The sequence below is a fragment of the Stenotrophomonas sp. FW305-C-20-S1 genome, assembly GCF_058783335.1.
Genome location: NZ_JBYTEK010000006.1, coordinates 99,840 through 118,838, shown reverse-complemented (window position 1 = coordinate 118,838; position 18,999 = coordinate 99,840). Strand labels below are relative to the sequence as shown.

The window sequence follows — 18,999 nt, the reverse complement described above, 5'->3', positions numbered from 1 at the left end:
GCGCCATCGAGCCCCCATGGACGGGTTTACGGCGTGTCCCGCCAGCCCATCACCGCACGGCTCCCCCTCAACATTGCAGGGCCGACCATCCGCTGTTGCTGTTGCTGTTGCTGTCGCTCCAAAAGCCTGCCGCCGGCAGCGCCGCAGCCGCCGCTGCAAACGAACCTGAATACGTTCGAACAGCCCACCTCAATCCCCCGCCCCCGCGGCCGATAACGGTCATGTCACCGCTGCTCCCGATCAGCACCGGCGCCTCCACCCACCACCACCCGGGTACTGCTCGATGAATCTCCTGCATCGCTGGCAACACTACTTCAGCAATCTCTCCGTCCGACGCAAGCTCAATCTGCTCACGCTGCTGATCGCACTCGGCGTGATCGCGCTCTCGGTGATCGCTGCCCGCATGCAGTACCTGGACCTCAATGAAACCCGCAAGTCGTCGTTGAAGACCCAGGTTGAACTGACCTACGGCATCCTCGACCACTACCACGGGCTGGCCGCCAGCGGCGAACTCACCGAGCCCGCCGCCCGCCAGGCCGCGCTCGATGCGCTGGCGCGCATGCGCGCCGACAGCGATACGTATTACTACAGCGTCTACGACACGAACTACCGCGTGCTGATGCATCCGTTCCGCAAGGACCTGATCGGCAAGGACATGAAGGACTTCCGCTCCGAGGACGGCGTACAGCTGTTCCACGACCTGGTGGAAGTGGCTCGCAAGGGCGGCGGGGTGGTCTCCTACAAGTGGGCCAAGGCCAACAGCGAAGGCCTGTACGACAAGGCGTCCTACGCCGGCCTGTTCAAGCCCTGGAACTGGGTGGTCAGCAGCGGCGTATACATGGATGACGTGCAGCAGCAGGCACTGGTCTTCACCGCCATCATGACCCTGGCCGGCGGCGTACTGGTGCTGATCGTGCTGGCATTGAGCTGGGTCATCGGCAACCGCATCGCACGCCCGCTGAAGCAGGCCACCGCCGTGGCCGAAGGCATTGCCGGCGGCAAGCTGGACAGCCACATCGGCCCGCAGCCGCATGACGAAACCGGTCGCCTGCTCGAAGCCATGTCGCGCATGCAGCAGCAGCTGCACGCGGTCATCAGCGGCCAGCGCGAGATGGCGCGCCGCCACGATGGCGGTGAACTCAGCTACCGCATCGACGCCAGCAGCTTCCCCGGCGAATACGGACTGATGGTGCAGGAAACCAACGTCCTGGTCGGCAGCCACGTGCAGACCCTGCACGATGTACTGAACGTCGTGCAGCAGTACGCCGTGGGCGACCTCAGCAGCGACATCGCGCGCTATCCGGGCGAAAAGGCGGCGATGACCACCACCGTCGACACGGTCAAGGCCAACCTCGGCCGCATCAACGCCGAGATCAAGCAACTGGCCAGTGCCGCCGCCGCGGGCGACTTCAGCCAGCGCGGCGATGCACAGCGCTTCGATCACGATTTCCGCACCATGCTGGAAAACCTCAATGCCATGATGGCAGTCAGCGATGACAACCTCGGCAAGCTCTCGCAGCTGCTGTCGTCCATTGCCGACGGCGACCTGACGGCACGCATGCACGGTGACTACCACGGCGTGTTCGCCCGCATGCGCGACGATGCAAACGCCACGGTCAGCCAGCTGACCCAGATCGTCGGCCAGATCCAGGCCAGTGCCTCGAGCATCACCCTGTCGGCCGGCGAAATCGCGTCGGGCAACAGCGATTTGTCGCGCCGTACCGAACAGCAGGCCGCCAATCTGGAAGAAACCGCCGCCTCGATGGAAGAACTGACCTCCACCGTGCGCCAGAACGCCGAACATGCGCGCCAGGCCAACCAGCTCGCCATCGGTGCGCACGGCGTGGCCTCGCAGGGTGGTGAAGTGGTCGGCCAGGTGGTCACCACCATGTCGGCCATCGAAGCCTCCTCGAAGAAGATCGCCGAGATCATCTCGGTCATCGATGGCATCGCCTTCCAGACCAACATCCTGGCGCTGAATGCCGCAGTCGAAGCGGCCCGTGCCGGCGAACAGGGCCGTGGCTTCGCCGTGGTCGCCAGCGAGGTGCGTACCCTCGCCCAGCGCTCGGCCGCCGCCGCCAAGGAGATCAAGGGGCTGATCGACGAATCGGTCGGCAAGGTCGCCGAGGGCTCCAGCCTGGTCCACCAGGCCGGCAGCACCATGGGCGAGATCGTCGCGTCGGTGCAGCGCGTGACCGACATCATGGCCGAGATCTCCGCCGCCTCGCAGGAACAGTCGGCTGGCATCGAGCAGGTCAACCAGACCGTGGTGCAGATGGACGAAACCACCCAGCAGAACGCCGCGCTGGTGGAAGAAGCCACCGCCGCAGCGCGGGCGATGGAAGACCAGGCCGCACAGCTGGCCGACGCCGTGGCGATCTTCCGCCTCGACAACCAGGTCGCTGTCGCAGTGAAGGCGGTGACCGCCAAGGTCGCGCCGAAGGCTGCCAGCCCTGCGCCTTCGCGACCGTTGTCGACGCCCACACCGATCCGCCGTACCCACTCCAGCACCGTCGTCTCCAACGACGGCGACTGGCAGGAATTCTGATCCTCGCGGCGGCTCCGGCCGCCGCCCCGCCGATGGACACGTCACCCGTGCAGAGCCCTACCCCCATCGTCAGCGGTACGCGCGAATTCGAATTCGCCGACCGTGATTTCCGCCGCGTCTGCGACCTGATCTACCAGCGCGTGGGCATCGCCCTCGCCCCGGCCAAGCGCGACATGGTGTACGGACGCCTGTCGCGCCGGCTGCGCACGCTGGGCATGCGCAGCTTCCAGCAGTACCTGGACCACCTGGAACAGGGTGATGGTGACGAGTGGCAGGCATTCACCAATGCGCTGACCACCAACCTCACTGCGTTCTTCCGCGAGCCGCACCATTTCGACAAGCTGCGCGAAGAGCTGCAGCAGCGCAACGGGCGCGGTCCGCTGCTGTTGTGGTCGTGCGCCGCCTCCACCGGCGAAGAGCCCTACTCGATGGCGATCACCGCCTGCGAAGCGTTCGGCACCCTGAAGCCGCCGGTACGCATCGTCGCCACCGACGTCGACACCCAGGTGCTGGCCACCGCCGGGCGCGGCGTCTACAACATCGACCGTGTCGCCGGCCTCGATCCGGACCTGCGTCGCCGCTATTTCCAGCGTGGCAGTGGTCCCAACGAAGGCCAGTGCCGCGTGCTGCCGGCGCTGCGCGAACTGATCGAATTCCGCCCGTTGAACCTGCTGGCACCGCGTTACGACGTCGGCGGCCCGTTCGATGCGCTGTTCTGCCGCAACGTGATGATCTACTTCGACAAGCCGACCCAGCGCGCGATTCTTGGCCGCCTGGTCAACCACCTGGCCGACGACGGCCTGCTCTATACCGGCCATTCGGAGAACTACCTGCACGCTGCCGATCTGATCCAGCCCTGCGGCCGTACCCTGTACCGTCGTGCGGCAAAGGCCGGCGCATGAACGCATCACTGCGTACCGACGATGTGATGCGCTACCAGGACGCACGCTTCAAGACCATCGCCGCCAAGCTGCTGCCAACCCAGTACCTGGTGGTGGATGACACCACCGCGCTGACCACTACGCTGGGCTCCTGCGTGGCAGCTTGCCTGCGCGACCCGGTACTGAAGATCGGCGGCATGAACCACTTCCTGCTGCCCGAAGGCAACGCCGGCGACGGCGCGCCCGCACGTTATGGCAGCTATGCGATGGAACTGCTGATCAACGACATGCTCAAGCGCGGCGCCCACCGCAAGCGCATCGAGGCGAAGGTGTTCGGCGGCGCCAACGTGCTGAAGGGCTTCACCAGCAATCCGGTAGGCACCCGCAACGCCGAGTTCGTGCGCCAGTACCTGCAGGCCGAACACATCCCGATCCTCGCCGAGGACCTGTGCGGCATCCATCCGCGCAAGATCTGGTTCTTCGCCGATACCGGCCGCGTGGTGGTGCAGCGCCTGCCACACGCCCACGAAGCCGAAGTGGCCGCGACCGAATCGGCCGTGCGCGCACGCCTGTCCAAGGCCCCGGTCACCGGTGGCGTGGAGCTGTTCGAATGACCCTGACCGGCAACGCCCCCTGCCGGGTCCTGATCGTCGACGACTCCGCGGTCGTCCGGCAGATGCTTACCGAGATCCTGTCCAGCGATCCGGCCATCGACGTGGTCGGCACCGCCGCCGACCCGCTGCTGGCCCGCGAGAAGATCAAGCGCCTGGCCCCGGACGTGATCACCCTGGACGTGGAAATGCCACGCATGGATGGCCTGGCGTTCCTGGAAAACCTGATGCGCCTGCACCCGCTGCCGGTGGTGATGATCTCTTCGCTGACCGAACGCGGCGCCGATACCACCCTGCAGGCACTGGGCCTGGGCGCGGTGGACTTCGTGTCCAAGCCCAAGCTCGACGTGGCCCGCGGCCTGCAGGGCTATGCCGATGAAATCATCGCCAAGGTGAAGATGGCTGCGCGTTCCCGGGTGCGCCCGCTGGTACGCGTGGCCACGCCGAAACTCACGCTGGACACCGCCCCTGCCGCACGCCCGGCAGCAACGCAGTTCCGCACCACCGACCGCCTGATCGCCATCGGCTCGTCGGCTGGCGGTACCGAAGCATTGCGCGTGGTGCTGGAAGGCATGCCCGCAGACGGTCCGGCCGTGGTGATGACCCAACACCTGCCCGCCAGCTTCAGCACCGCCTTCGCCGAACGACTGGACCGTCACTCGGCAATGGCCGTGCGCGAAGCCAGCGACGGTGAAGCGGTGCTGCCCGGCCACGCCTACCTCCCTCCGGGCGGCAAGCACCTGCGGATCATCCGCGACGGTGCACGCTGGCGTTGCCGTGTCGACGATGGTCCTGCGGTGAACCGGCACAAGCCGGCGGTGGACGTGCTGTTCCGCTCGGTGGCACAGAGCGCGGGCGGCAATGCCATCGGCGCGATCCTCACCGGCATGGGCGACGACGGCGCACGCGGCCTGCTGGAAATGCGCCAGGCCGGCGCGCCGACGCTGGTGCAGGACGAGGCGACCAGCGTGGTCTGGGGCATGCCCGGCGCGGCCTTCAAGCTCGGCGCCGCCGAAGAACAGGTGCCGCTGGAGCGCATTGCCGAACGACTGCTGGCGCTGGCCCGCGGCTGACCGACCACAGCGCCGCAGCGCTTCATCCCGTCCTTCAAACGCCGGCCCCGGAGGGGCCAGCTGTTTCGTTCTTCAAGGAGCTTCACCATGGCCCAGCGCCGCTTCCCCACCCGAACCTCGCTGCTGACTGCCGCGCTGCTGGCCCCGCTGGCGGCCACGTCTGCCGCACAATCAGCACCGCCGCACACAACACCCGTCGCTGCTACCGCCACCGCTGCCACCACCGACCACCCTGCCCCCTGGACTGATCGCGTACAGATCCAGAGCGGTCCGGCCGGCGCGCTGAAGCGTATGCACGCACCCGACGTGGCGCTGCGCATCGTCACTCCCGATGACAGCGAGGCGCTCACGCCTAAGGGGCTCGCGCTTCTCTTCAGCGGCAACGAGCCGGACTACTTCCAGCGTAACAACCTGCCCGGCAGCATCATCGAAGGACAAGCCAGTCCCGCCATCACACTGATGCCAAACGTGGCCAAGGCGCTGGTGGGCGGCTACTTCCGCTATGCACCCGACGCGCTGCCCGCGCAGACCAGTACCCTGCGCTTCAGTGCAGACACGTGGGCACTGGTGCACCAGGGCAACACGCGCAAGGATCCCCTCTACCGCCTCAACCACTCCAGCACCATCGAGCAGCGGCGTGCCGACGGTACGCTGGCGGAAATCATCAGCTGCAATGACAGCGACAACCGCGCAACCCTGGAAGCATGGCAGGCCGATGATTACGCGCGGCTCAAGGGGGCCGCGCAGATGATCACGATGAAATGCATCGAGAAGCTGGTCAAGAGGATCCCCGCAATGTACCCGCGCCCGTTGGCCGCTGAAGATGTCAGCGCCTATGCTGACGGCGCCGCTCCCCCGGCACGGGTGCGCGTCTACGCAGCCCTGGGGCGCACCACCACCCTGTACACCGATGCCGCCTGCCGCGAGGATTACCGCGACAGGATCGACGTCAAGTACAACAACGCCGGCGACAAAGGCGTGCTCGGCATCCCCGTCACGGAAACCCTGCGCAGCAAAGAAAACGAGCGGTTTTCCACGCTCAGCTACCAGGAATACGAAGTACCCGGTGGCAAGCCGCTGATCTTCGAGGCACGCTTCGACGCAAGCAGTCGCGTGTACTGCGACGGCAAGCTGTCGGGTCAGTTCGTGGCCAGGCCCGGTCAGGATTACGAAGTGGAATTTGAAGTGGCCGACAAGATCTGTCGGCTGCATATCCGCCAGGTGCATGCCGACGGCAGCATGACACCGCAGCAGGCGCGGGCCACCCCCACCATCTGTGAGCGCACCCGCGCACCGGTTCGCATCGAGCCGCGGCAGGAAATGCAGGTGCTGCTGTTCAGCCCGGGCGAGGTGCAGATCCAGGATGCCAGCCTGAGCAGCGCACCGCAGCGGCTGAGCGACGATGCAGGCAGCAGCCAGGCACTGCAGCAGATGCTGCAGCAGGCCAGCAGCACCCCCGGTACGCGGTTGTGCGTGGTGGTCCCGGCCGCGGATTACAGCAGCGTCCTGCACGATGCCGTGCGCGAACGCGTGCTGGATGCGCCGCAGGTGTTGCCCAGTCTGTGGGAGGAGACGTCCACGGTGAACCAGCGCCGCAATGCCGCCGCCGATGCTCCGGTCGACATCGCCGCGGCGGTCACGCGCTGCAAGGCGTTCCCGATCAAGGAATTCGCGGCGCAGTGAGTTGCAGCGCGCGCACCCATCACGTTTCCCCAAGGAGTACCACCGTGGCATTACGCCCAGCCTGCCTCACCGCCGCGATCGCGGCCAGCCTGCTGCTGGCTCCGTCGGCCTACGCCGTCGACGAAGCACCCATACCTGTCGCCGCCTCTGCGGTCACGTCCGGTGCATCACCCGATCCGGCAACGGACACCACGCCCGTAACCGATATCGCCGAGGCCGCACCGGCAGCTGCGGCCGTCGCCGGACCAGCCGTCGGGGACGTCACAGTGGCTGTGGCACCCGCACTGGATCTCAGCAGCCTGCAACGGGTAAAGGTCACTTCCGGCCTGGGCGTCGGGCCCAACGGCAATCGCGTGGGCGACCATGTGCTGCGCCTGGTGATGCGCGGTGACACCGCCGCGGTCACCGCAGCCAAGGTCGGTCTGTCTGCCTTGGCGTTCGTCACCGGCGTGGGTGACATCGGCACCAGCAACAGCTTCAGCAAGAACAACGTGCGCGGCGAGGACATCCAGTCCGTTCCCAGCCCGGCCTTCGGTGCGTTGCCCGGCATGATCCGCGAGCAGTTGGCGCTCTATTTCGCAGCGCATCCCGGCGCCATTCCCAGCGACGAGCGCACCGTGGAAGCCAGCGCCGGCCAGTGGTCGCTGGTGTACCAGAAGCTCAGCGACGCAGAGACCCCGTATGAGCTGCGCCACGATGTAACCATCGGCTTCCCGCTGGTGCGCAAGCTGTTCCGCAGCGCCAGTGGCGGCCAGGGCGTGCACTGCCAGGACGAAGCGCGGGTTGCTCCGCTGCAGGAATGGCAGGCTGACGACTACGCCAAGGCGAAAGCTGCATCGCGTGAGTTCGCCGAAGCCTGCATCGTCCGCTTCGTCGCCGAGCTGCCGCGCCTGTTCCCCGACCACGGTGCGTTGCCCGAAACGGCCGCGGAACCGGAGCTGCCGATGGACACGCCAGCGGTGACCGAGGAAGCGGCCGCCGCCGCCCAGGCCTGACCCCGGACGGACCTGAATCGCGACTAGTGCCGGCCGCTGGCCGGCAGCGCTCTTGACCTCGCACGGCTGCCGGCCAGCGGCCGGCACTACCAGGCATCATCGGCACCACAAAAAACCCCCGGCTTTCACCGGGGGTTTTTCGTTTCAACGGGCTGCCGGCCAGCGGCCGGCACTACCCTCAGGCAGCGACCGTGTTGGCCACGTCCTGGTATTCCTCGATCTGGTCGAAGTTCATGTAACGGTAGATCTCGCTGCCGCTGGCGGCGATCACACCGATATCGGCCATGTACTCTTCCTTGGTCGGGATGCGGCCCAGGCGCGAGCAGATCGCCGCCAGTTCCGCCGAACCCAGGTACACGTTGGTGTTGCGGCCCAGGCGGTTCGGGAAGTTGCGGGTCGAGGTCGACATCGCGGTGGAGCCTTCGCGGATCTGCGCCTGGTTGCCCATGCACAGCGAGCAGCCCGGCATTTCCATGCGTGCGCCGGTCGCGCCGAAGGTGCCGTACACGCCTTCCTTGGTCAGCTCGGACGCATCCATCTTGGTCGGCGGGGCCACCCACAGGCGGGTCGGCAGGTCACGCTTGCCTTCCAGCAGCTTCGCAGCCGCACGGAAGTGACCGATGTTGGTCATGCACGAACCGATGAACACTTCGTCGATCTTGGCGCCAGCGACTTCGGACAGGGTCTTCACGTCGTCCGGGTCGTTCGGGCAGGCCACGATCGGCTCGTGGATGTCGGCCAGGTCGATCTCGATGACGGCGGCGTACTCGGCGTCGGCATCCGGCTCCAGCAGCTCCGGGTTGGCCAGCCACGCTTCCATCTTCTCGATACGGCGCTGCAGCGAGCGCGGATCCTGGTACCCCTCGGCAATCATCCACTTCAGCAGCGTGATGTTGCTGGTGAGGTACTCGATGATCGGCTCCTTGTTCAGGCGCACCGAGCAGCCGGCCGCCGAACGCTCGGCCGAGGCATCGGACAGTTCGAACGCCTGTTCGACCTTCAGTTCCGGCAGGCCTTCGATTTCCAGGATGCGGCCGGAGAAGATGTTCTTCTTGCCAGCCTTGGCCACGGTCAGCAGGCCCGACTTGATCGCGTACAGCGGAATCGCGTTGACCAGGTCACGCAGGGTCACGCCCGGCTGCATCTTGCCCTTGAAGCGCACCAGCACCGACTCCGGCATGTCCAGCGGCATCACGCCGGTGGCAGCGGCGAAGGCGACCAGGCCCGAACCGGCCGGGAACGAAATGCCCACCGGGAAACGGGTGTGCGAGTCGCCACCGGTGCCGACGGTGTCCGGCAGCAGCATGCGGTTGAGCCAGCTGTGGATCACGCCATCGCCCGGACGCAGCGAGACGCCGCCGCGGGTGGAGATGAACTCCGGCAGGGTGTGATGAGTCTTGACGTCCACCGGCTTCGGGTAGGCCGCGGTGTGGCAGAACGACTGCATCACCAGGTCGGCCGAGAAGCCCAGGCAGGCCAGGTCCTTCAGCTCGTCGCGGGTCATCGGGCCGGTGGTGTCCTGCGAGCCCACCGAGGTCATCTTCGGTTCGCAGTAGGTGCCCGGGCGCATGCCCTTGCCTTCCGGCAGGCCACAGGCGCGGCCGACCATCTTCTGTGCCAGCGAGAAGCCCTTGCCGGTGTCGGCCGGCTGCACCGGCAGGCGGAACAGGTCGGTCGGGGCCAGGCCCAGCGCTTCACGCGCCTTGCCGGTCAGGCCACGGCCGATGATCAGCGGAATGCGGCCACCGGCACGCACTTCGTCGAACAGCACTTCGGACTTGACCTGGAACTCGGCGATCACTTCGCCGTTCTTCAGCGCCTTGCCATCGTACGGACGCAGCTCGACCACATCGCCGTGCTCCATCTTCGACACGTCCAGCTCGATCGGCAGCGCGCCGGCATCTTCCATGGTGTTGTAGAAGATCGGGGCGATCTTCGAACCCAGGCAGACGCCACCGGCGCGCTTGTTCGGGATGTACGGAATGTCATCGCCGGTCCACCACAGCACGCTGTTGGTGGCCGACTTGCGCGAGGAACCGGTGCCGACCACGTCGCCGACATAGGCGACCAGATGGCCCTTGTCCTTCAGCGACAGGATCTGCTGGATCGGGCCGCGCTTGCCGTCTTCTTCCGGGGTGAACGCGGCGTCGTCACGCTTGTTCTTCAGCATCGCCAGGGCGTGCATCGGAATGTCCGGGCGGGTGGTCGCGTCCGGTGCCGGCGACAGGTCGTCGGTGTTGGTTTCGCCCGGCACCTTGAACACGGTGACGGTCAGGCTCTGCGGCACTTCCGGGTTGCTGGTGAACCACTCGGCATCGGCCCAGCTCTGCAGTACGGCCTGGGCGTTGGCGTTGCCCGCCTTGGCCTTTTCCTGCACGTCGTGGAAGGCATCGAACACCAGCAGGGTCTTCTTCAGCGCGTCGGCAGCGATGGCGCCAACGCTGGCATCGTCCAGCAGCTGCACCAGCGGCGCGACGTTGTAACCGCCCAGCATGGTGCCCAGCAGTTCGGTGGCGCGCTCGCGGCTGATCAGCGGGTTCTGCTCGCTGCCCAGTGCGATCGCGGCCAGGTACGAGGCCTTGACCTTGGCAGCGTCATCGACGCCGGCCGGCACGCGGTGGGTCAGCAGGTCGAGCAGGAACTCGGCCTCGCCCTGCGGCGGGTTCTTCAGCAGTTCGATGACATCGGCCGTCTGCTGCGCGGTCAGCGGCAGGGGCGGGATGCCAAGCGCAGCGCGCTCGGCGACGTGGTGGCGGTAGGCTTCCAACATGACAACTCCCGGGTAATGCGTGAGGTGAATAAAAAGTGGGCTCAGGCTTGCGGCACGATCAGCTTCAGGCCCTTGAAGTAGTCGCGATAAAACGTGTCGTTCCAGGTGATCAGGCCATCGCACTGCAGCAGGGCGTGCGCGCCGATCATGAATTCGTCCAGGCCACGGCGCTGGCTGCCGCCGCGCTGGCGATGGCGGCGATGCATCTCACCCGCACGCAGTGCCGACTTGGCTTCCAGCGCGTTGAAGTGCACGCCCATTTCTTCCAGCGCTTCCAGCACCTCGGCACCGCCGCGCAGGGCGGCGCAGATCTCGGCCAGGGTCGCGCCGCAGACCACCACGCGGCCGCCGACCAGGCTCTGCCGCAGGCAGGCTTCCACCGCATCGGCCTGCGGGCCGTTGCTGAGCAGTTCGACCAGTACCGGTGAATCGACGGCGATCATCACCGCTTACTCCTCGTCGCGCAGGTCGCGCACGGCCGCGTCGGCCGATTCGAAGCCGTCCAGCGAGAACTTTCCGCGGGCGCGGGAGATCGCATCGTCCACGCTCTTGCGCAGGATGATCCGGCTGCCTTCCAGCTCCACCTTCAGCAAGGTGCCCTTGGTCAGGCCCAGCGCATCGCGCACTGCCTTGGGCAGGGTGATCTGTCCGCGTTCAGCAACGGTGGCTTCCATGGGGTACGCCTCAAAAAGTATGTATGAATTATACATACCCGTCGCATCCGGAACAAACCTCCCGATATGTGACCCTGATCCCGCGTCAGTCGCAGCCGGGGGTTAGACTCGCCCAGCAGCCCTGCTGCGCCCCGGCTGGACGCCCCGGCGTTCCAACCGCACCTATCCGCTCCATAAATAAGGAAGTTTCATGCGCGCGCTCGCCCTTGCCCTGATCCTCGCAGCCCCGCTGGCCGTTTCGACGACCTCCGCCCATGCCAACCCGTTCGGCGCCTACACCACCGGCATCGAGATCACCCAGCAGCAGATGGACACCCTGGAAGTGGGCAAGACCACCCAGGACAACATCCGTGAGAAGTTCGGCGCCCCCGGCCGCCGCGAACAGCTGGGCGACACCCAGGTCTGGTACTACGACTTCGTGAAGATCAAGAGCTTCGGCAAGAACATCCAGGAAGCGACCGTACTGGAGTTCAACAAGCAGGGCGTGCTGACGGCCAAGTCCAAGAGCAACGCTGTCGGCAAGACCGGCAATCCGCTGATCGATGCCGCCAACGGCAAGTAAGTCCTGAAGCCGATGCATTCCTGGACGGGGCGCCCATGAGCGCCCCGTCTGCGTGCGGGCCGGCGCAAAAACGATGCACACGCTGACACGAAGGCTACACACACCGCTGTAACCTTGCGTTCCAAGCCTGCCGGGTCATTGCCGGGCACTGGATCGCCGATACTGGGCAGGATCCGGGGCCGGAGTGCCACCGGCAAACGCAAGCAGGCCCGCCCATGCGGGCCACTGCAAGCCATCCGCAAGAGGAGTCATCCCGCATGAGCGATTCGTTCTCCACCCGCAGCCAGCTGGACGTCGGCGGCAAGACCTACGACTACTTCAGCCTGCCCAAGCTGGGCCAGCGCTTCGACATCTCCCACCTGCCCTACTCGATGAAGATCCTGCTGGAGAACCTGCTCCGGCACGAGGATGGCGGCGTCACCGTCGGCAAGGATCACATCGAGGCCGTCGCCCGCTGGCAGCCCAGCGCCGAACCGGATACCGAAATCGCCTTCATGCCCGCGCGCGTGGTCCTGCAGGACTTCACCGGCGTGCCCTGCGTGGTCGACCTGGCCGCGATGCGCGATGCGGTGGTCAAGCTCGGCGGCCGCCCCGAACAGATCAATCCGCTGATTCCCTCCGAACTGGTCATCGACCACTCGGTGCAGGTGGATGTGTTCGGCAAGCCCGACGCACTGGACCTCAACGGCAAGATTGAATTCCAGCGCAACCAGGAACGCTACGGCTTCCTGCGCTGGGGCCAGAAGGCCTTCGACAACTTCAAGGTGGTGCCGCCCAACACCGGCATCGTCCACCAGGTGAACCTGGAAAACCTGGCCCGCGTGGTGATGACCGCGGACAAGGACGGCAAGGCCGTTGCGTATCCGGATACCGTGTTCGGTACCGACAGCCACACCACGATGATCAACGGCATCGGCGTGCTCGGCTGGGGCGTGGGCGGCATCGAAGCCGAGGCGGCCATGCTCGGCCAACCTTCGTCGATGCTGATTCCGCAGGTGGTCGGCTTCAAGCTGACCGGCAAGCTGCCCGAAGGCGCCACCGCCACCGACCTGGTGCTGACCGTCACCCAGATGCTGCGCAAGCTCGGCGTGGTCGGCAAGTTCGTGGAGTTCTACGGTGATGGCCTGCAGCATCTGCCACTGGCCGACCGCGCGACGATCGGCAACATGGCCCCCGAATACGGCGCCACCTGCGGCATCTTCCCGATCGACAACGAATCGCTGACCTACCTGCGCCTGTCCGGCCGCAGCGAAGAGCAGATCGCCCTGGTCGAAGCCTACGCCAAGGCGCAGGGCCTGTGGCACGACGCCAACAGCCCGCATGCGCAGTACAGCACCACGCTGGAACTGGACATGGGCACGGTGAAGCCCTCGCTGGCCGGCCCCAAGCGCCCGCAGGACCGCGTGCTGCTGGAAGACGTGCAGAAGAACTACCGCGACGCGCTGGTCGGCATGACCGCCAACCGCGACAAGCGCAGCGAGGATGTCTCCACCTTCGTCAATGAAGGCGGCGGCGCCGCAGTGGGCAACGAGCAGCTGGCCAAGGGCTACGCCGACATCGAGATGGACGGCAGGAAGGTGCGGCTGAAGGATGGTGCGGTGGTCATCGCCGCCATCACCTCGTGCACCAACACCTCCAACCCGGCGGTGATGATCGGTGCCGGCCTGCTGGCCCGCAACGCGGCCGCCAAGGGGCTGGACCGCAAGCCGTGGGTCAAGACCTCGCTCGGCCCAGGCTCGCGTGTGGTCACCGACTATCTTGAAAAGGCCGGCGTTCTCACCGAGCTGGAGAAGATCGGCTTCTACGTGGTGGGCTATGGCTGCACCACCTGCATCGGCAACTCCGGCCCGCTGCCGACCGAAGTCAGTGCCGGCATCGCCAGTGGTGATCTGGTGGTGACCTCGGTGCTGTCGGGCAACCGCAACTTCGAGGGCCGCGTGCACCCCGAAGTGAAGATGAACTACCTGGCCAGCCCGCCGCTGGTGGTGGCCTACGCCATCGCCGGCACCACCGACATCGACCTGACCACCGAACCGCTGGGCACCGGCAGCGATGGTCAGCCGGTGTACCTGCGCGACATCTGGCCAAGCAACAAGGAGATCGGCGACGTCATCGCCGCCACCGTCGGCCCGGAGATGTTCAAGCAGAACTACGCCGACGTGTTCAAGGGCGATACCCGCTGGAACACCATCGCCTCGCCGGACGGTGACCTGTACGAATGGAGCGATGCGTCCACCTACATCAAGAACCCGCCCTACTTCGATGGCATGACCATGCAGGTCGGCACCATCGATGATGTGCACGGCGCGCGGGTGATGGGCCTGTTCGGCGATTCGATCACCACCGACCACATCTCCCCGGCCGGCAACATCAAGAAGGATTCGCCCGCAGGTCGCTTCCTGCAGGAGCGCGGCGTGCAGCCGGCCGACTTCAACAGCTACGGCAGCCGCCGCGGCAACGATGACGTGATGGTCCGCGGCACCTTCGCCAACATCCGCATCAAGAACCTGATGTTCGGTGGCGAAGAAGGCGGCAACACCCTGTACTACCCGGCCAACGGCGGCCAGCCGGAAAAGCTGGCGATCTACGATGCGGCGATGAAGTACAAGGCCGACAAGGTGCCGCTGGTGGTGCTGGCCGGCAAGGAATACGGCACCGGCTCGTCGCGTGACTGGGCCGCCAAGGGCACCCTGCTGCTGGGGGTGAAGGCGGTCATCGCCGAAAGCTTCGAACGCATCCACCGCTCCAACCTGGTCGGCATGGGCGTGCTGCCGCTGCAGTTCCGCAACGGCGAAAACGCACAGTCGCTGGGCCTGGATGGATCGGAAGTGATCGATGTCACCGGCCTGCAGGACGGCGCCAGCAAGCGCGCCACGGTCACCGCGACCAAGGCCGATGGCACGAAGAAGACCTTCGAAGTCTCGGTGATGCTGCTGACCCCGAAGGAAGTGGAGTACTTCCGCCACGGCGGCCTGCTGCAGTACGTGCTGCGCCAGCTGGCAGGTCGCTGAACCCTTCCGTGGACCCGATGGGCGGAAGCCCGGCCCCCGCGCCAGCGCGGGGGCGCTGCGGAGGCGCGCGAACCCGTGGTTCGCAAGCGCGCCTCCTCGCCCACCACGGTGGCCTGCTGCAGTACGTGCTGCGCCAGCTAGCTGCCAGGTAACGGGTAGCGCCGGGCCATGCCCGGCGGATCCCGGAAAAAAACGAAAAGGGCCGGATCCTCACAGATCCGGCCCTTTTCTTTGCTGCTCGCCGGGCGTGGCGGCCCGGCGACACCTATCGCCGCGGCGCGTCCGGGTCGGTACGCAGCGCCTTCAGCAGGCCCCACATGTAGAACGCCAGGATGAACGAGAACGGCAGGCCGCACAGCACCACCGCCGTCTGCATCGCGCTGAAGTTGCCGGCCAGCAACAGGCCGACACTGGCCACGGTGATGCCCGCCGCCCAGAACACGCGCAGCCAGATCGGCGCGTCATGCCCATCCTCCACGCCATCATCGACACGCCGGGTACACAGGTTGGCGATCATCAGCGTGCCCGAATCGACCGGGGTCAGGAACAACACGAAACCAATGACCACTGCCGCACCAGCGATGTACGGCGCTGCGGGCAAGTATTCCAGCAGCTTGAACAGGGTCATCGCCGCATCGTGCTGGGCCACTTGGCCCAGCACCGCCTGGCCGTGGTTCAGCACCAGGTCGATCGCGGTGTTGCCGAAGATCGACAGCCACGCCAGGGTGAAACCCAACGGGATCAGCAGCACGCCCATGATCACTTCGCGGATGGTGCGGCCGCGCGAGATGCGCGCCACGAACAGGCCCACGAACGGCGCCCAGGCAATCCACCACGCCCAGTAGAACAACGTCCACGAGCCCATCCACTCACGCCCCTTCGGGTCGTTGAGGTACATGTCGAAGCTCTTGCGCACGAACGCGCCCAGGTAGTCGCCGGTGTTCTGTACCAGGCCATCGAACAGGTGCAGGGTTGGCCCGGTCACCAGCACGAACAGCAGCAGCAGGCACAGCAGGCGCACGTTGAGGTTGGACAGCCAGGCGATGCCCTTCTCCACGCCGGCAACCACGCCGATGGTGGCCACGACCATCATCACCAGCACGATCGCCACCAGCACCTGCGGCGTATCCGGGATGTGGAACAGGTAGACCAGGCCGGACTGCACCACCAGTGCACCGATGCCGAGGTTGGTGACCATCGAGATCAGCGTCGCGAGGATGCCGAAGCCATCGACCATGTCGCCGATGCGGCCATGGATGCGCTCGCCGAAGATCGGGTACAGCGCCGAACGCAGGGCCAGCGGCAGGTTGCGGCGGTAGGCGAAGTAGCCCAGCGCCACGCCGACCAGCGCGTACAGCGCCCAGCCATGCAGGCCCCAGTGCAGGAAGGTCAGCACCATCGCTTCGCGGCCCGCGGCGACGGTGCCGCCGGGCTGCCCGGGCGGGTTGAGGAAATGATCGAGCGGCTCGTAGGCGCCGTAGTACAGCAGCGCGATGCCGATGCCGGCCGAGAACAGCATCGACACCCAGGCCACGTAGCCGAACGCCGGCGATTCCTCGTTATGGCCCAGGCGGATGCGCCCATACGGCGAAAACGCCAGCCACAGCACGAAGCCCAGGCAGGCCACGATCAGCAGCATGTACCACCAGCCGAACGCCGCCGAGACCTCGGCCTGTGCCCATTGCAGCCAGTGCTCGCTGGCCTCCGGGAAAAAGACGGTCAACGCACCGAGGATGCCGATGGAGACCGACGAACTGAAGAACACGAAACGGTTCAAGCGCAGGGGCGAGCGCTTGGGATGAGCCAGGGAAGACATGGGGTCGTCTCATCAGTCCAGGGGGGCACATGGGCGGGGCCGGACCGGAAACCGGGCCCATGGCGTGGGGGCGCGACCGGCATCGTAGGGTTTATTGATTGAACGTTCAATCAATAAAAAGTATGATCTTCACCAGCCCGGCATTCCGGGTCGCAATCCGTGGAGAGACAATGCCGAAGAAAGGCGTGGAACCGGTCCGTCGCGAGCAGCTGATCCGGGCCACTTTCCAGACCATCGACGAGATCGGCATGGCCGATGCCACCGTCGCCACCATCGCAAGGAAGGCCGGCCTGTCCAGCGGCATCGTCGCCCATTACTTCGGCGACAAGGACGGCCTGCTCAATGCGGCGATGCGGCAGATCCTGCGCGAGCTGAAGGCAGCCGTTGCCCGCTATCGCGACGCCGCCGCCGGCGACGCACGTTCACAGCTTCGCGCCATCGTCGATGGCAACTTCGACGACAGCCAGACCAACGGGACCGCCATGCGCGTATGGCTGACCTTCTGGGCCGCCAGCATGCATCAGCCGGAACTTGCGCGGCTGCAGCGCGCCAACGACCAGCGACTGTTCTCCAACCTCTGCCATCAGTTCAACCGCCAGTTGCCGCATGCACAGGCACGCCTGTCCGCACGCGGGCTGGCCGCGATGATCGACGGCCTGTGGCTGCGCGGCAGCCTGGTCGGTGGTGACTTCAACGCCGACAAGGCGCGCCGCATCGCCTACGGCTACATCGATTTCCAATTGCAGGCCAACGCGCCCTGAGCGCGCCACGACCCCGCCCCATCCCTTCCAGGAGCAAGCCGATGACCACCCTGCCCGTGCAACAGCTGTACATCCACGGCCGCCGCGTCGACGCCACCAGCGGCAAGACCTTCCAGACCGTCAACCCTGCCAATGGCCAGGTGCTGGCCGACGTGCAGATCGCCAGCCAGGCCGATGTCGAACGCGCCGTTGAAAGCGCCAGCGAAGGCCAGAAGGTGTGGGCAGCGATGACCGCCATGGAGCGCTCGCGCATCCTGCGCCGTGCCGTCGAGATCCTGCGCGAGCGCAACGACGAGCTGGCCCACCTGGAAACCCTGGATACCGGCAAGGCGCTGGCCGAAACCACCACGGTGGACATCGTCACCGGTGCCGACGTGCTGGAGTACTACGCTGGCCTGGCCACCGCCATCGAAGGCATCCAGCTGCCGCTGCGCGAATCGAGCTTCTTCTATACCCGCCGCGAGCCGCTGGGCGTGGTCGCCGGCATCGGCGCCTGGAACTACCCGATCCAGATCGCCATGTGGAAGTCGGCCCCGGCCCTGGCCGCCGGCAATGCAATGGTGTTCAAGCCGTCCGAAGTGACCCCGCTGACCGCGATCAAGCTGGCCGAGATCTACACCGAAGCCGGCGTGCCGGACGGCGTGTTCAACGTCGTGCAGGGCCCGGGCCGCGAGATCGGCAACTGGCTGACCGAGCACCCGGTGATCGAGAAGATCTCCTTCACCGGCGGCGTGGCCACCGGCAAGAAGGTCATGGCCAGCGCTGCATCGTCGTCGCTGAAGGAAGTGACGATGGAACTGGGCGGCAAGTCGCCGCTGGTGATCTGTGACGACGCCGATGTGGACCGTGCCGCCGACATCGCGGTGATGGCCAACTTCTTCAGCTCCGGCCAGGTCTGCACCAACGGTACCCGCGTGTTCGTGCCGCGCAGCATGCTGGCCGCGTTCGAAGCTGCCGTGGTGGAGCGCGTCAAGCGCATCCGCATCGGCGACCCGATGGCTGAAGAGACCAACTTCGGCCCGCTGACCAGCTTCCCGCACATGGAAAACGTGTTGCGCTTCATCGAAAGCGGCAAGAGCGAAGGCGCGCGCCTGCTGACCGGCGGCGGCCGTGCCACCGACGGTGCCCTGGCCGAGGGCGCCTATGTGCTGCCGACCGTGTTCTCCGACTGCCGCGACGACATGACGATTGTCCGCGAAGAGATCTTCGGGCCGGTGATGAGCATCCTCGCCTACGACGATGAGGACGAAGTGATCCGTCGCGCCAACGACACCACCTTCGGCCTGGCCGCAGGTGTGGTCAGCAAGGACATCAGCCGCGCACATCGCATCATCCATCGCCTGGAAGCCGGCATCTGCTGGATCAACACCTGGGGCGAGTCGCCGGCGGAAATGCCGGTCGGCGGCTACAAGCAGTCCGGCGTTGGCCGCGAGAACGGTATCTCCACCCTCGGCCACTACACCCGCATCAAGTCGGTGCAGGTCGAGCTGGGTGACTACGCCAGCGTGTTCTGACCGGCGCGCCCTGAGCACCGCCCATCGTCCGGCCACCGCGCCGATCCGACATTCCGCCGGGACGCCTGCATGCAGCGCGCCCGGCCTGCAGGAGAGCAAC

The 18,999-nt window shown here is 66.2% G+C and carries 14 protein-coding genes; 10 read left to right on the top strand and 4 right to left on the bottom strand.

The window, feature by feature from the left end:
* Window positions 1-283: 283 nt before the first annotated feature.
* From AC3WTC_RS05085 to AC3WTC_RS05060, 6 genes are all read left to right on the top strand, one after another.
* A complete protein-coding gene (locus AC3WTC_RS05085; RefSeq protein WP_492710821.1) occupies window positions 284-2,548 on the top strand; it encodes a methyl-accepting chemotaxis protein in 2,265 nt (754 codons plus the stop codon).
* A gap of 32 nt (window positions 2,549-2,580) precedes the next feature.
* Entirely contained in the window at window positions 2,581-3,450 is an 870-nt protein-coding gene (locus AC3WTC_RS05080) for a CheR family methyltransferase (RefSeq protein WP_032975462.1), read from the top strand.
* Window positions 3,447-4,043 (top strand): chemoreceptor glutamine deamidase CheD, encoded by a 597-nt coding sequence (cheD, locus tag AC3WTC_RS05075; RefSeq protein WP_025878962.1) that lies wholly within the window; start codon window positions 3,447-3,449, stop codon window positions 4,041-4,043. The genes AC3WTC_RS05080 and cheD overlap by 4 nt, the downstream gene beginning before the upstream one ends.
* Entirely contained in the window at window positions 4,040-5,113 is a 1,074-nt protein-coding gene (locus tag AC3WTC_RS05070) for a protein-glutamate methylesterase/protein-glutamine glutaminase (RefSeq protein ID WP_492710819.1), read from the top strand. Before cheD ends, AC3WTC_RS05070 begins: the two co-directional genes overlap by 4 nt.
* Window positions 5,114-5,200: 87 nt before the next feature.
* Entirely contained in the window at window positions 5,201-6,796 is a 1,596-nt protein-coding gene (locus AC3WTC_RS05065; protein WP_492710817.1) for a hypothetical protein, read from the top strand.
* Between the two features lie 44 nt (window positions 6,797-6,840).
* Complete coding sequence (locus AC3WTC_RS05060) at window positions 6,841-7,791, top strand: hypothetical protein (protein ID WP_492710815.1); 951 nt, start codon at window positions 6,841-6,843, stop codon at window positions 7,789-7,791.
* Between the two features lie 178 nt (window positions 7,792-7,969).
* Here the strand turns inward: AC3WTC_RS05060 and acnB are convergent, their stop codons facing one another.
* The 3 genes from acnB to AC3WTC_RS05045 are packed head-to-tail and all read right to left on the bottom strand — an operon-like array spanning window position 7,970 to window position 11,235.
* The gene (acnB, locus tag AC3WTC_RS05055) at window positions 7,970-10,561 is read right to left on the bottom strand and encodes a bifunctional aconitate hydratase 2/2-methylisocitrate dehydratase (protein ID WP_223495029.1); all 2,592 of its coding nucleotides are present in this window, start codon (window positions 10,559-10,561) and stop codon (window positions 7,970-7,972) included.
* Between the two features lie 41 nt (window positions 10,562-10,602).
* Window positions 10,603-11,004 (bottom strand): type II toxin-antitoxin system VapC family toxin, encoded by a 402-nt coding sequence (locus tag AC3WTC_RS05050; RefSeq protein WP_049466025.1) that lies wholly within the window; start codon window positions 11,002-11,004, stop codon window positions 10,603-10,605.
* A gap of 6 nt (window positions 11,005-11,010) precedes the next feature.
* The gene (locus AC3WTC_RS05045; protein WP_025878955.1) at window positions 11,011-11,235 is read right to left on the bottom strand and encodes an AbrB/MazE/SpoVT family DNA-binding domain-containing protein; all 225 of its coding nucleotides are present in this window, start codon (window positions 11,233-11,235) and stop codon (window positions 11,011-11,013) included.
* A gap of 190 nt (window positions 11,236-11,425) precedes the next feature.
* On the opposite strand from AC3WTC_RS05045, the gene bamE reads away from it, so the two are divergent.
* Both bamE and acnA read left to right on the top strand, forming a co-directional pair.
* A complete protein-coding gene (gene bamE, locus AC3WTC_RS05040; RefSeq protein WP_025878954.1) occupies window positions 11,426-11,797 on the top strand; it encodes an outer membrane protein assembly factor BamE domain-containing protein in 372 nt (123 codons plus the stop codon).
* 257 nt (window positions 11,798-12,054) lie between these two features.
* Window positions 12,055-14,808 (top strand): aconitate hydratase AcnA, encoded by a 2,754-nt coding sequence (gene acnA, locus AC3WTC_RS05035; protein ID WP_140227023.1) that lies wholly within the window; start codon window positions 12,055-12,057, stop codon window positions 14,806-14,808.
* A gap of 265 nt (window positions 14,809-15,073) precedes the next feature.
* Here the strand turns inward: acnA and AC3WTC_RS05030 are convergent, their stop codons facing one another.
* Window positions 15,074-16,624 (bottom strand): BCCT family transporter, encoded by a 1,551-nt coding sequence (locus tag AC3WTC_RS05030; protein WP_025878952.1) that lies wholly within the window; start codon window positions 16,622-16,624, stop codon window positions 15,074-15,076.
* A gap of 170 nt (window positions 16,625-16,794) precedes the next feature.
* Here AC3WTC_RS05030 and betI point away from each other — a divergent pair, with 170 nt between their 5' ends.
* Together betI and betB are read left to right on the top strand one after the other, a co-directional pair.
* Window positions 16,795-17,385, top strand: a complete 591-nt coding sequence (gene betI / locus AC3WTC_RS05025; RefSeq protein ID WP_025878951.1) for a transcriptional regulator BetI — start codon at window positions 16,795-16,797, stop codon at window positions 17,383-17,385.
* A 41-nt stretch (window positions 17,386-17,426) separates the two neighbouring features.
* On the top strand, window positions 17,427-18,899 hold the full coding sequence (gene betB / locus AC3WTC_RS05020; protein WP_492710810.1) for a betaine-aldehyde dehydrogenase: 1,473 nt from the start codon (window positions 17,427-17,429) through the stop codon (window positions 18,897-18,899).
* Window positions 18,900-18,999 lie beyond the last annotated feature (100 nt).